The organism is Paenibacillus sp. OV219 (assembly GCF_900110075.1).
GTDB lineage: Bacteria > Bacillota > Bacilli > Paenibacillales > Paenibacillaceae > Paenibacillus_Z.
Genome location: NZ_FOCJ01000003.1, coordinates 172,950 through 185,897, shown reverse-complemented (window position 1 = coordinate 185,897; position 12,948 = coordinate 172,950). Strand labels below are relative to the sequence as shown.

The 12,948-nt window shown below is 54.7% G+C and carries 11 protein-coding genes; 4 read left to right on the top strand and 7 right to left on the bottom strand.

Annotated elements, in window-relative coordinates; translation table 11 throughout:
* Positions 1-5: 5 nt before the first annotated feature.
* Positions 6-974, bottom strand: coding sequence for a quinone oxidoreductase family protein (locus tag BMY11_RS10535; RefSeq protein WP_090574939.1), 969 nt, complete (start codon positions 972-974; stop codon positions 6-8).
* Positions 975-1,176: 202 nt separating this feature from the next.
* On the opposite strand from BMY11_RS10535, the gene BMY11_RS10530 reads away from it, so the two are divergent.
* Complete coding sequence (locus BMY11_RS10530) at positions 1,177-2,070, top strand: futalosine hydrolase (protein WP_090575691.1); 894 nt, start codon at positions 1,177-1,179, stop codon at positions 2,068-2,070.
* The gene (locus tag BMY11_RS10525; protein WP_090574936.1) at positions 2,067-2,900 is read left to right on the top strand and encodes a 1,4-dihydroxy-6-naphtoate synthase; all 834 of its coding nucleotides are present in this window, start codon (positions 2,067-2,069) and stop codon (positions 2,898-2,900) included. Before BMY11_RS10530 ends, BMY11_RS10525 begins: the two co-directional genes overlap by 4 nt.
* 311 nt (positions 2,901-3,211) lie before the next feature.
* On the opposite strand, the gene BMY11_RS10520 is transcribed toward BMY11_RS10525, so the two are convergent.
* From BMY11_RS10520 to BMY11_RS10510, 3 genes are all read right to left on the bottom strand, one after another.
* Entirely contained in the window at positions 3,212-4,336 is a 1,125-nt protein-coding gene (locus BMY11_RS10520) for a TFIIB-type zinc ribbon-containing protein (RefSeq protein ID WP_090574933.1), read from the bottom strand.
* A gap of 14 nt (positions 4,337-4,350) precedes the next feature.
* A complete protein-coding gene (locus tag BMY11_RS10515; protein ID WP_090574930.1) occupies positions 4,351-5,472 on the bottom strand; it encodes an SPFH domain-containing protein in 1,122 nt (373 codons plus the stop codon).
* 166 nt (positions 5,473-5,638) lie between these two features.
* The gene (locus BMY11_RS10510; RefSeq protein ID WP_090574928.1) at positions 5,639-7,123 is read right to left on the bottom strand and encodes a DHA2 family efflux MFS transporter permease subunit; all 1,485 of its coding nucleotides are present in this window, start codon (positions 7,121-7,123) and stop codon (positions 5,639-5,641) included.
* Between the two features lie 141 nt (positions 7,124-7,264).
* Here BMY11_RS10510 and BMY11_RS10505 point away from each other — a divergent pair, with 141 nt between their 5' ends.
* Positions 7,265-8,167 (top strand): TetR/AcrR family transcriptional regulator, encoded by a 903-nt coding sequence (locus tag BMY11_RS10505; protein WP_177182590.1) that lies wholly within the window; start codon positions 7,265-7,267, stop codon positions 8,165-8,167.
* 73 nt (positions 8,168-8,240) lie between these two features.
* Here BMY11_RS10505 and BMY11_RS10500 read toward each other — a convergent pair whose 3' ends face one another.
* On the bottom strand, positions 8,241-8,882 hold the full coding sequence (locus tag BMY11_RS10500) for a YfbR-like 5'-deoxynucleotidase (protein WP_090574921.1): 642 nt from the start codon (positions 8,880-8,882) through the stop codon (positions 8,241-8,243).
* Positions 8,883-9,090: 208 nt separating this feature from the next.
* Positions 9,091-9,930, bottom strand: coding sequence for an MBL fold metallo-hydrolase (locus BMY11_RS10490; protein ID WP_090574914.1), 840 nt, complete (start codon positions 9,928-9,930; stop codon positions 9,091-9,093).
* Positions 9,931-10,399: 469 nt separating this feature from the next.
* Here BMY11_RS10490 and BMY11_RS10485 point away from each other — a divergent pair, with 469 nt between their 5' ends.
* Entirely contained in the window at positions 10,400-11,380 is a 981-nt protein-coding gene (locus tag BMY11_RS10485; protein ID WP_090574911.1) for an NAD(P)/FAD-dependent oxidoreductase, read from the top strand.
* Here the strand turns inward: BMY11_RS10485 and BMY11_RS10480 are convergent.
* Positions 11,355-12,818, bottom strand: coding sequence for a DEAD/DEAH box helicase (locus BMY11_RS10480; protein WP_090574908.1), 1,464 nt, complete (start codon positions 12,816-12,818; stop codon positions 11,355-11,357). The genes BMY11_RS10485 and BMY11_RS10480 overlap by 26 nt on opposite strands.
* Positions 12,819-12,948 lie beyond the last annotated feature (130 nt).

The window sequence follows — 12,948 nt, the reverse complement described above, 5'->3', positions numbered from 1 at the left end:
CACACTTACGGGATTAGCAAAATTTTGCCTGTGCTCGCCCGGCTCTCCAAGTATCGGTGCGCCTCCGCCCCGTCCGCAAGCGGGAATGTCTTCGGTTCAGCCAGCTTCAAGTGACCCTCCAGCATGTCTGTGAAAAGCGAACCCGCACGGCGGCTGCGCTCCTCCGCGGTCGTCAAGTGGTTCCACAAATCGCCGCCGGTCAGCGTCTTGCTCGTATCCATCAGCATGCGCGGATCGACAGGCTGCGGATCGCCGCCAGCCATACCGAAGAAGACGACCGTACCGCGTATGCGCACGGCCTTGAAGCTGTCCATCAACGTCGATCCAACGGAATCGTAGGCGACATGGACGCCTTCGTCCTGCTGCGACCATGCCAGCACACGGCTCACCCAGTCGCTGCTGTAGAGGAATACTTCATCTGCGCCGACTGCCAGCGCCGCATCGCGCTTCGCTGGGCTTGACGTCATGCCGACGACACACGCACCTTTTGCCTTACACAGCTGAATCAGCAGTTGACCAACGCCACCTGCCGCAGCATGGACGAGCACTGTATCGCCCGCTTGTACCTTGTAGCTATCGTTCACTAAGTAGTGCGCGGTCAGGCCTTGCAGCAGTACAGAAGCGGCAGCCTCATAGCTGATCCCCTCCGGCAGCTTAATGACGCGGTCTGCCGGTACAATGACGAACTCTGCATTCGCATGCGGCACATCCGCGAAGCCGATCCGATCGCCGACCTGGAAGCCTGTCACGTCCGGCGCGACTTCGACGATATCGCCGGCACCTTCGTAGCCGAGGATGTACGGCGGCTCGCCTACCAGGTGGTAATTACCGCGGCGGCGGTAAATATCGGCGTAATTGAGGCCGATTGCTCGGGTTCGCACTTTCACCGCACCTGAGGCGAGCGACGGAGCCGGGATCTCTTGCAGTGCCAGCACCTCCGGGCCGCCAAATGTATGGAAAACTAAAGCTTTCATTTTGTCACCTCATCCATATAATTACCTTCTAGCTTACTCCTATGGGCGGCCAGCCTCAAGTGCGAGGGGAGGCGTCAAGTTGAATGTCCCACAGGAGGGCGGTACAATACATGTAATTGGCATTATCTATAGCGGAATATTTTTGAAAATGCGACATGCAGCTTGGAACACGGACGATTGTTGGTGTTTAACAAGGGAGGACATGCAATTGAGTGAACAAGGAGTGCACGAAGGAATTGCGCTTGGACGCGTGCTGATCGTGACGGCTGTCGACGCGGAGCGCGACGCCGTGCTGCGCGGCCTGCGCGGCGACGACCGGTTCGACGTCATCGCCGCAGGCGTAGGCCCGGCGGCTGCAGCGGCTGGAACCGCGGCGCAGCTCGCGGCGGCTGGAGCAAGAGCGGAGTTTGCCGCGAAGCTCGCGGCGGCTGGGGCAGGTGCGGGGGATGGATTGAAGGCTGCAGAACCAGATACCGCTGCGAAGCTAGCCGCTGCGGCTGGAGCCGGAACGGAGGCTTCCGAGGCAGGGGACGATGCGGAGCTGACCGCTGCGGCTAGGATAGGAGCGGAGGCTGCGACTCGAGCGGAATCACAGGCGTACCGCCTCGTCATTAGCGCAGGCATCGCGGGCGGCTTCCCTGGGCGCGCGCCCATCGGGTCGCTCGTCGTCGCGACCGATATCATTGCCGCCGATCTCGGGGTCGAGACCCCGGATGGCTTTGCAAGTGTGGATGAGCTCGGCTTCGGCTCATCCCTTATTGCGGCCGACGCCCGCCTCGCGAGCGCGCTAGTCGCGAAGCTCGGGGGTGAAGCCGGCCTGCCCGTGAGCACGGGACCCGTGCTCACGGTAACAACGGCGACGGGCACCGCCGCAACCGCTGCGGAGCATGAGCGGCGCGTGCCCGGCGCGACCGCTGAAGCGATGGAAGGCTTCGGCGTCGCTACAGCGGCGCAGCACGCGGGGCTTCCCGTGCTGGAGCTGCGCGCCATCTCGAACGCGGTCGGCCCGCGTGACCGCGATGCGTGGCGCATCGGCGATGCGCTGCGCGCACTTGAACAAGCTAGTACAATTTTGACGGAGGTGCTCTCATTATGAATATTGCGTTCTCACCATGCCCGAATGATACATTCGTCTTTCATGCCCTAGTCCACGGACTCATTCCAGGTGCGCCGGAATTTGACGTCACCTATGCGGATATCGACATCACCAACAATCTGGCTGCGAACCGGACAGGCCCAGAAGTGCTGAAGATTTCCTACGCCGCGCTCCCATGGGTGCTCGACGATTACGCACTGCTGCCTTGTGGCGGCGCACTCGGACGCGGCTGCGGTCCACTCGTCCTAACGAAGGACGGCACCACTTCTGCTGCCTCATTGGCGGGCAAACGCGTCGCCGTTCCTAGCGAGCGCTCGACCGCTTACTTGCTATTCCGCCTCTGGGCAGCACAGCAAGTACCTGACGGCCAGATGGAAATCATCGTCATGCCGTTCCACGAGATTATGCCTGCGGTGAAGGAAGGCTCCATTGACGCCGGACTCGTTATCCACGAGGCGCGTTTCACCTACCAAAATTACGGCTTGACCATGCTCGCCGATCTCGGCAGTTGGTGGGAATCCGATACTGGCCTGCCGATCCCGCTCGGTGCCATCATCGCCCGCCGCTCGCTGGACATCGAGTCGCTCACGACTTGGATTCGCGAATCTGTTGAATACGCTTGGGAGCATCCTGAAGTGTCCAAAGGCTACATCATGGATCACGCACAAGAAATGTCACCCGACGTGCAGAAGCAGCACATCGCGCTCTATGTGAACGAGTTCTCCGCAAACCTCGGCGATAGCGGCTACGCAGCCGTCGAAGCGCTGCTCGGGCGCGCGGCGAAGGAAGGGCTCGTCCCCGAATTCGACCTCGCTAAGCTCCGCAGATAAGAATAGAAAAAGCACAACCGCGAATGAACTGCACCCCACTTGTTAGATGGTGTCTAACCAGTGGAGTGCAGTTCAGAAGGTTGTGCTTTTCTATATTGAAGGGCCTATCAGCAGATGTAGCTGGTTTACTGGACTTCTTCGGCTCATTTTGCCAACTTTTCTCCAATTCAGCTGGTTTGCTGGACCTCTTTGGCTCGGTTTGCCAACTTTTCTCCAATGTAGCTGGTTTACTGGACTTCTTCGGCTTATTTTGCCAACTTTTCTCCACTGTAGCAGGATCGCAAGAATTGAAATTGAGAGCTGCAAGCCTCCTACGCAGACGACCCATTCATCACTAAAATAACAATTCCAACAACCACAGCAACACAGAATAGCACAAACAGAGTAATCTTCCACGGGCTTCGCGGCACGCGGCCGATGACTTCGCCGGATTCCCCGTTGACCATATACCGGTAGGACTTGCCCTTGTACATATAGTTCGCGTTCCATACCGGCAGCAGGATGTGCTTGTAGGTTCGATTCGAATACGTCGTATCCACATTCAAATTGCGGACTTCGTCCCCGTGGATTTGCCCCCGAATCTCACTTTGCAATTGAGAGGCCATCGCCTCATCCGCCTGCTCCCAGCCCTCCTTAAGAGAGACAGTATACCGCTCCGCAATAAATCCGCTGAGATATTCAGGCTTATACGGCAGCAAATCCCTGAGCTGAAAATCATTCATTTTCCGCAGAAGCTTGCTGTCATACTGCCCCGAGGCAGGAATGAGCACGTCATCGAATGCTTTGCTATAATCGCCGCTGCTCCAATGCCATACCGTGTACCGCACCTGCTCTGTGTATGTCTCGGTCTTGCCATTCACCGTTCTTGTACGCGTTTCTGAGCGGTAGTGATGGGTACCAATCTCCACCCTATACGTCGAGTAGGTATCCGAATCAAACGTCCAGTAGGGCACGTATACCCCGCTTAAGGTCGAGCTCAAGGATGCCTTCTTGAACGCGCCTGGAATGAACCATCGCTTCTTCCGCCAGACGTTGAACGCATCCTCCGCTACATCCTTCTTAATTTGAAAAGGAATGACCGACTCCGGGCGGATACTGTCCGGCTCGCCTTGCGGCAGCACTTTAGGCGATCCGCAGAACGCGCAAACAGCAGCGGTTTGGCTCGCGGGCAGCAGCATTTCGCCGCTGCAATTGGTGCACTTGATGAGCTGCTGCTCCATTCCCCAGTCCGTCAAATGAGCGTCAGCCTCATCGCCAAAATCAAGCTCATACTCGACCGGTTCTTGCTCAGCGTCAGCATCAATCACTGCCTCACTGCCGCAATAGCCGCATTTTAGCGATTGGCTGTCTACGTCGAACCGCATCTGCCCGCCGCACGAAGCGCATGGAAAGGTCGCCGATTGGTCTCCTACCTTCAAGGACTCGCCTGTCGCCATAATCGAATCATCCTTTACATTTTAGTGCCGCAGCTTGTGCAGAACTTCACGCCAGTTCGCTGAGCAGTGCCGCATTCCGGACAGAAGCTGCGCTCCGGACGAGCAATTCCGCATTCGGAACAGAATTTGTCCTTCTCTCCAAGAGGATGACCACAGCCGCCGCATGGCACTGTTGGCGCTGTACCACCACCTTGCTCCTGTTCAGCAGGAACCGCCTCTTTTGCCTCTTTTGCCGCTTGCACTGCCGCTTTCGCCTCTGCTTCGCTGCCCGGCTGCGCCGCTCCAGCGATTGACTGGCTGAACAGCTGCCCCATCGCTAATCCCGCTCCGAGCCCTACTCCCGCACCAGCCAATCCATCACCGCCATGCTGCGCGGCATCACGGATCGCCTCAGCAGATTGAAACTTCACATATTGATCCAGATTACCGGCAATATTCATCGACGATCTCCGGTCAATCATCGTCTCTACTTCTGCAGGCAGCGAAATATTCTCGATGACGAGAGCTGTCAGCTCAAGCCCGATTGCCGAGAAATTCGGCTGCAGCTTGGCAGCGGCTTGCACGCTTAGCTCATCGTACTGCGTAGCAAGATCAATAACGGAGACCGAAGACTCCGCCAGCAGATCGCTCACGCCTGAAACGATCATCGTCTTGAAGAAGCCACCGATTTGCTCCGGATGAAACTCCTGCTTCGCTCCGAATATGCCTTCCATGAATACGGCAGGATCCGTCACACGGAATGAATAGTTGCCGAAGCCGCGGGCGCGAATAACCCCAATTTCTTTATCTCGCATGATGATGGGGTTCGTCGTTCCCCATTTCTGATCGGTAATCGTCGTCGTATTTACAAAGTACACATCCGCTTTGAACGGGGAATTAAAGGCATGCTTCCATGCTTTAAGCGCCGTCAGTACGGGCATATTCTGCGTGCTCAGCTCATATCTGCCCGGTCCAAACACATCGGCAATCGTACCCTCGTTCAAGAAAATGGCGGCTTGACCCTCGCGCACCGTTAGCTGTGCGCCCATCTTAATGGCATTGTCGTAAGCAGGGAAACGGTAGACAATCGAATCCGTATCTTCCACCCATTCGATCACTTCAATAAACTGGCCTTTCAAGAAGGAAAACAGCCCCACTTTTCCCGCCTCCTACTCGCAAATTTCACATCCATAATTGGTTAATTTTATAACTTCGATTATACGGTAAAAGATACGTTGGAGATAGATCGTTAGTTTCGGTGTGCGACAAAAAAAGGTTGAGCAGAAGGAAGCCCTTCTACTCAACCTTTACATCAACCAACGATTAGTGACCCATCATCATTGCCGGATCAACTTGCTCCGCACCTGGAGCTTCCTTCTGAGGCTTCGGCTTGCGAAGGAACAGACTGAACAGGATGCCGAACAGTACCAGACTGAACGACAGCAAGAACGTGTCGCTATACGCATTGACTGCCGCATCCAAAGGATTGCCGTTCGCACCGAGCGTCTTCATATGATCCGCAGCGCGTGTTGTCATGTAGCCGGTCAGGCCGGCAACCGCGAACGATGTAACGACTTGCTGTGCCGCAGTTGTAAGAGGCGTAACTCGTGTTACAAGGTGACGCGGCGCCGAGTTCAATACGTGCGTATTCAAAGACATCATCGATAGACCCATACCGCAGCCGATCATGAACAATGGAATAAGGATCATGATAAGCTTCGTATCCAAGCTGATGTTATGCAATAGGAACATTGCGCCGCCAACGAGCACCAAGCCGACAAGAGCCAGCGGACGTGCGCCGATCTTATCAAACAGACGACCGCCGATTGGCATGAAGATCATCGAGCCGATCGCTTGCGGAAGCATGATAATGCCTGTTTCAAGCGGCGTATAGTGGCGGATCTGCTGCAGGAAGACTGGCATCAGAATCATCGCGCCGAACAGTGCAATTTGTACGATCCAGACCAGAAGCGTACCGCGTGTAAAGTCCGACGAACGGAACACTCGCAGCTCAAGCAACGGCTGTTTGTGGCGCAGCTCGACAAAGATGAATAGCAGCAGCGCAACGCCGCCGACAATTAGACCCCACAGCGTGTTCTCCGCTGACCAGCCAACACGTCCGCCTTCGCTTACGCCGTAAGCGAGCGTCGCGAATGCGATTGGGGCAAGAATCATCCCGATAATGTCCAGGGCCGGTGCTTTAGCTTGCTCAAATACCGGCAAATACTTCATGCCGACAAACAGACCGACAATACCGATCGGCAAGTTGATAAAGAAAATCCAGTGCCAAGATACTGCGTCGATCAGCCAGCCCGACAGGATCGGACCAAGTGCTGGCGCAAGAAGCATCGGTATACCTAGCATACCCATAACCGAGCCGCGCTTCTCCATAGGAGCAAGACGGAAAATAATCGCCATACCGATTGGCATAACCATACCGCCGCCAAGACCTTGAATGACGCGGAAGATGATCAGCTGTTCAACCGTTTGTGCCGCTCCGCAAAGAACCGAACCGAGCGTGAATAGTGCAATTGTAATAAGGAATATCCGTTTGGAACCAAATTTATCGGTCATCCAGCCGGCAAGCGGAATGACTGCCGACAATGCAAGTGTATAGCCAGTGAACGTCCATTGCACCGTGTTGATCGTTGCGTCAAACTCCGTTTGGAATTTCGCCAGCGCTACGTTAACGACAGTGCTGTCTAGAATAACCATAATCATACCGACAATAACGGCCATGAGCGGGGCAATAATGCTCTTGATCGAGAACTCGGATGATGATGATGCCGCTGTTGCTTGTTGAGACATCTTTCTACCTTCTCTCCATGAAAATTCTTCTCTTTATTTTCATGACTCAAGGTTTTTGTTGAAAACTCATCAGTCATGACATACAATATTCTCATCAAAAGACAGTCGGTTGTCAATCTTTTTTTGAAGAGAGGAACTACCATGAGCTTGCTTAAAGAGAAAATTATCGGATCGGCCATGCAAATCTTCTCGCAAAAAGGCTATGCGGCCACTTCCATCCAAGATATCGCGAACGACTGCGGCATTGCCAAAGGATCACTATATAAATTTTTTGCATCAAAAGAGGACTTGCTCGTTGAAGTTTATCGTCACCGCACGCAGGCGATGTTCGAGGAGTCTAATCGAATTAAGTCGGATCCAGCGTTGTCGCCGCGAGAGCGATTCGTGCTGCAGACGCACCGTCAGTTTGAATTTTTTCTAGAATTTAAGTACAGCATAAAAGACTTTTATGAACTGCCTATGAACGAGGACGGCGTGTTCTCCAAATTTCTTAAGCAGATGCGCTCGCAGATGCTTATTAATTTCGCAGAGCTAATGATCAGTGTATACGGGCCTGAAGTTGAGAAGAACAAGTGGGATCTCATCGCGCTGTACAGCGGCATTCTCAAGGAATATATGATTATGACCACACTCATCAGCAGCCCGTTCAATTATGATCGTATGGCGAATTTCGTCGTCGACCGCATGGATGAGATGGCTGCAGGCATTAAGAAGTCAATACAAGAGCCAATCTTGGATGCCGACGTCATGACGCAGTTCGTTGCAAGCGGGATGCGCGGCTGTCACGTCCCAGCCGGCGAGCAGCTGCATGCGACGCTGTCCAAGCTTATGGCTACCATTCAGGAGCTCCAAGTGACGAACGCCCGCAGAGCCGAGCTGCATGAAGCAGCGCATCTGCTGCAAGAGGAAGCTGCCGACGAGCGGCCGCGAATGGTACTCGTTCGCGCCTTAATTGGCCTGCTGCAATCGCAGCATGAATTGGTTGCAACTGCCTCGCAGCTTGAGAGACTGTACGAATCCAAACGTGCGAAATTGCTCACATGACGGTTTCCTCATCAAGCAGTTGCAAGCCCAGGCTCGGGTTAGCCTGGGCTTGCTTGTGCTACTGACATTGCGGTTAGGCATCTGTGTCATGCGCCAACGCCTCTTCGGTAATTCGCTTAATATCAATGGTCGACGTAATGTCATCATTGATCATATCCGGAAGTATGCTGTTCAAGAAATATTCGACACAGTGCAGCTTTATATGTTTGATTTTGATAAGCGCATCACGGTACATCTTTACGAACTCTTTCTCCGTGTTACCTCGCTGCAGCTCGGCGAACGCCTCGTATACCTGATCCATTTTGTCAGCTGCTTCAAGAATTAAGCCTTCCATAGAGCCATCCTTGCCCTCGCGCAGCTGATTGTGAAAGATCTGCTTGTATTCAGCCGGGATATGCTCCTCAATAAATTTGTGAACCATCCCTTCCTCCACCTGCTGAATTAACAGGCGAAGCTGCGGCGAGGCGTGCTTCACCGGCGTCTTGATATCCCCAATGAAGATTTCGCCATAATCGTGGCTGCTCGTAATCTCATATAGCTTCTTCCAGTTAATGATTGCTCCGTTTTTCTCTTCAATATCCGCAAACGTCTTCGCGTATTGGACAACCTTCCAGGAATGTGAGGCAACGCTATGCTCTTCAAACTTGAATTTGCCCGGGCAGCGAATGATCCTCTCCAACTCGTTCAATGATCGGAAGTACGTATGAATACCCATTCTATTGCCCCCTCTAGTCGAATTCGTGCTGCACATCTCTACTATACGGGCAGTCTGTGAAGGCAGGATTAACTGTAATGTCTTGTTTCGTAAAAAGCTCGCCGTCCGCGAAACTTTCAAGCCAACCGCCGACAGTGGGCACATGAGAAATATAAAGAGTCTTGCCGCGTATCACGACAAGACTCTTTGTACGACCTAATGACAGCAATCACTTGTCCTTCAACTCACGCTCGAACAGCGTCTGGTTGCCGCGGTGGAATTTGCTCATATTGCGAGGGAATTTGCAACCCTCAATCAGCCTGTCGATTGTGGCCTGGTCGCCCGCTTGGATCGCTTCGCGCATCGCTGCAATGTAAGCAAAATCGGCCTGTTGGCGGCGTTTCATCTCTGTCTGTTCGGTGGTAGAGTTGCCGTGACCCGGGATTAGACGGGTAATGGCGTGCTTCGCCAGTATCATATCCAATTTGCTGATGCTCGTCTCGTACTCGATGCTGCTGAAGTAGATGTAAGGGAACTCGAGATCCGACCAGTAATCGCCGGCGAAAAGCAGCCCAAGCGGCTCAATGACGGTGTATATGCCATCTTCATTGTGCCCCGGCGAGAGGTAGAACGTCAGGCGCGTTCCATCGCTGCCTTCGTCACCCAAGTCCAACACTTGACCATCTGCTTCCGCGCGGTGCGTGACGATTGGGTAGTCAATCTCATAGTCCCGCTCCAAATAGTACGAGTGCTCGAAGTCGCGAATCTGCTCAAGAATCGCCTCTTTGTCAGCCTCCGGCTTGTCCGCCAAGGCAGCGGAGGCAATGACCACCGCATCCGGGAAAGCTCCATATCCGATGATGTGATCGTAATCGGAGTGGGTGAACAGCACATATTTCGGCTTCACTCCTGCGAGTCCATCCGCATACTGCCGAATTTCCTCCACCTCATGCGGTAACCAGCACGGGTCCACAATGATGACCGCATCGTCGGTCTCCACGACAGCGGACATCGTCTTATACAGCGCACTCTCGAATAGGGTGAGCGGCCCGTCTTGCAGCTTGATCATGATGATTGATACCTCCTCTTTCATTTGAACTTGAAACCTATGTAGATCCCTGGGGATCCTCTAGTTACGTGCTTTTATATCTCGACCACGGCTGCCACTGATTACCTCTTATTGCTTGCCGAACACTGACGCCGACTACCGCTCCCCGCTAACGAACCGTAACCACTTTATTTGTCCAAAAGTAACTCTCAAAAAATGTAACGAACTCCAGCATCGTTATTCGCAACTTTTGCAGCCAAAAGAGGCTCATTTCATCGAAATAGCATGTCTGGAGTTCGTTACATTCCAGAAAAAAGCCACTTCCGCTAAATAAGACGTCTGGAGTTTGTTAGAGTCCAAGTTCCGCTGTTGTAGGTTAGTGGGGTACACTGTTTCGCTCAATTCTCCGTTTAGGAGACTGATACCCACCACTATGGAAAATAATAATGCCGACTCTTACACTCGACTTCCACTTCAAAGGAGATCCTTCATGATTATAGACTGCATCATTATCGGCGGCGGCATTGCCGGGCTGCAGGCAGCTATTCAACTCGGGCGCTATGCAGCGCATCACGTGCTCGTCATCGACGCGGGCGACGGCCGGTCTGCGATATGCCGCAGCTACCGCAATCTGCTCGGCTATCCAGACGGCGTGTCCGGGATGGAGCTGCGCGAAGCCGGGATGCGGCAGCTGGCAGCATACGGCATCGACGTCATCCACGATACGATTATAGAAGCGACTCGCACAGCGGACGGACACTTCTTGCTTCGCGGCAGCGGCGATACAAGCAGCAGCAGTGCCACCACGTACACCGCGCGGACGTTACTGATTGCCACTGGCGTCATGGACCGGTTCACGGACTATCCCGGTCTGCGCCCCTGCCTCGGGCTGACCGTCTACGTCTGCCCGGACTGCGACGGCTACGAAGTGAAAGACCGCCGCACAGTCGTGCTGGGAGCAGGCGATGTCGGCGCGAAAATGGCGCTCACACTGCGCGCGTGGACCGACAAGCTCGTCTACATCGACCAAGGCGATGCCGATGGCGATGTGGCACCTGAGCTCCACGCCCGCCTGCGCGAGCAGCTTGAAGCCGCCGGAATCCGCCGCGTCCAGGCGACCGTCAACGCCGTAACCGCCGACACGAGAACCGGCGAGTTCCAAGGCGTGCAGCTCGCGGACGGCACCGTCGTCGAAGCTGAGCGCGCCTTCCTCGCCTACGGCGGCAATGAGGTACGCTCTCAGCTGGCCCGCCAGCTCGGGGCGAGCCTGCACGAGAACGGTCACATCTGGACCGATCCGCGCAGCAAAATGACAAGTGTGCCCGGCGTATGGGCGGCAGGTGACGTCGCCGTTCACGCCGAGCAGGTGTCTATCGCCATGGGCGAAGGCGCGCAGGCGGCGATCTGGATTCACAAGCTGCTACTCGATCCGCAAACAGTCATTCCTACTTATTCGCCACATGCACCTTGAGCAGCTTGCCCTTGATCGTCGTCTGCTTCATCGCCCGTAGCACAAGCTGCCCTTTGCCGTTCAGAATGTCGATGAATGTGGCGCTATCTTCAATCGTGATAATGCCGATATCGTCGGCGGTAACACCTTCAAGCCTCGCAATCGTCCCGACGAAGTCGACCGCCCGCAGCTTCTTCTTCTTCCCGCCGCCAAAATACAGCTTCGTAATATCTTGGCTAAGCAAGTCCCTCCGATCCACACGCGGCGCTTCTTCCTTACTCAGCTTCGCCTCGAAAGCCCGCTGCGCCACAGCCTGCTCCTCCGCAGTTGGCATCTCAGCACGCGGCAGCGCAAAGCCGATATAGCGCTCGATCTCCTCGAGATACCGCTCCTCGCCCGGCTGAACAGCGAACGTGATCGCTTCGCCGCTCATGCCGGCACGGCCGGTCCGGCCGATGCGGTGCACGAAATTCTCTTTATCCATCGGCAAGTCATAGTTGATGACATGCGTAATGTTCTCAATATCAATACCTCGCGCGGCCAGATCCGTTGCCACCAAGTAGCGGAACTCCCGCCTACGGAATGCGTGCATGACGCTGAATCGGTCATCCTGCTCCATGCCCCCATGCAGCTTGTCGCACGGGTAGCCCCAGCGCTTCAACTGCCGCGCCACTTGATCGACCGTCTCCTGCATGCGGCAGAAGATGATACAGCTATCCGGATTTCGCGTAACCGTGACCGCCCGCAGCAGCTCCAGCTTCTCCTGCTCCTGCTCCTGCACGGTATAGAGTGTATGCGTAATCCGTTCCACCGTCACACCTCCTACTGCCTCGATCTCGATATCGACGGGGCTCTTCATATGCTTGTGGCAGAGCTGCTCCACACCCGACGGCATCGTAGCGGAGAACAGCAGCGTCAGCCTATCCTTAGGCAGCTGCTCCAATATGGCCTCCACCTGCTCGATAAAACCACGGCTTAGCATCTCATCGGCTTCGTCGATGACGAGATAGCGCAGCTTATCCACCTGCAACGTGCCGCGCTGAATATGATCGAGCACCCGCCCTGGCGTGCCCGCGATGACATGCACCTTCTGCTTCAGCTCGAGCTTCTGCTGAGCGAACGGCTGCTTACCATAGATCGCTACCGCTTTTATCCGCTTGAACCGGCCGATATTGATGATATCTTCTTTGATCTGCCCAGCAAGCTCGCGTGTAGGCGTCAAAATAAGCGCCTGCGGCTTATTTTCCTCCCAAGCAACAAGCTCGCAGATCGGAATGCCGAAGGCCGCGGTCTTGCCGCTCCCCGTCTGCGCGCGGACAGTCAGATCCCGCTGCGCGAGCACCTGCGGAATCACCTCACGCTGCACAGGCGTTGGCTCCGTATAGCCGAGACTATCCAGTGCGCGGACGATTTCCTCGCTTAGCGGATAGGTATCAAAACGATTGATGTTGGATGACATGTATAAACTCCTTTTTGCCGTTAGCACTTTAGTTGATACAAGTATAGCGGTTCGAAGCCGCCTACAGCAATTTTTGCGCATGACGCGTGCAGGTATTATGATTAGTGTGGGATTGGTTTGATATTTCGAC

Excerpts from the sequence above, each read along its gene's own strand:
- BMY11_RS10535 (WP_090574939.1), bottom strand. The coding sequence starts at position 974 with ATGAAAGCTTTAGTTTTCCATACATTTGGCGGCCCGGAGGTGCTGGCA.
- BMY11_RS10530 (WP_090575691.1), top strand. The coding sequence starts at position 1,177 with ATGCAATTGAGTGAACAAGGAGTGCACGAAGGAATTGCGCTTGGACGC.
- BMY11_RS10525 (WP_090574936.1), top strand. The coding sequence starts at position 2,067 with ATGAATATTGCGTTCTCACCATGCCCGAATGATACATTCGTCTTTCAT.
- BMY11_RS10520 (WP_090574933.1), bottom strand. The coding sequence starts at position 4,336 with ATGGCGACAGGCGAGTCCTTGAAGGTAGGAGACCAATCGGCGACCTTT.
- BMY11_RS10510 (WP_090574928.1), bottom strand. The coding sequence starts at position 7,123 with ATGTCTCAACAAGCAACAGCGGCATCATCATCATCCGAGTTCTCGATC.
- BMY11_RS10505 (WP_177182590.1), top strand. The coding sequence starts at position 7,265 with ATGAGCTTGCTTAAAGAGAAAATTATCGGATCGGCCATGCAAATCTTC.
- BMY11_RS10500 (WP_090574921.1), bottom strand. The coding sequence starts at position 8,882 with ATGGGTATTCATACGTACTTCCGATCATTGAACGAGTTGGAGAGGATC.
- BMY11_RS10490 (WP_090574914.1), bottom strand. The coding sequence starts at position 9,930 with ATGATCAAGCTGCAAGACGGGCCGCTCACCCTATTCGAGAGTGCGCTG.
- BMY11_RS10485 (WP_090574911.1), top strand. The coding sequence starts at position 10,400 with ATGATTATAGACTGCATCATTATCGGCGGCGGCATTGCCGGGCTGCAG.
- BMY11_RS10480 (WP_090574908.1), bottom strand. The coding sequence starts at position 12,818 with ATGTCATCCAACATCAATCGTTTTGATACCTATCCGCTAAGCGAGGAA.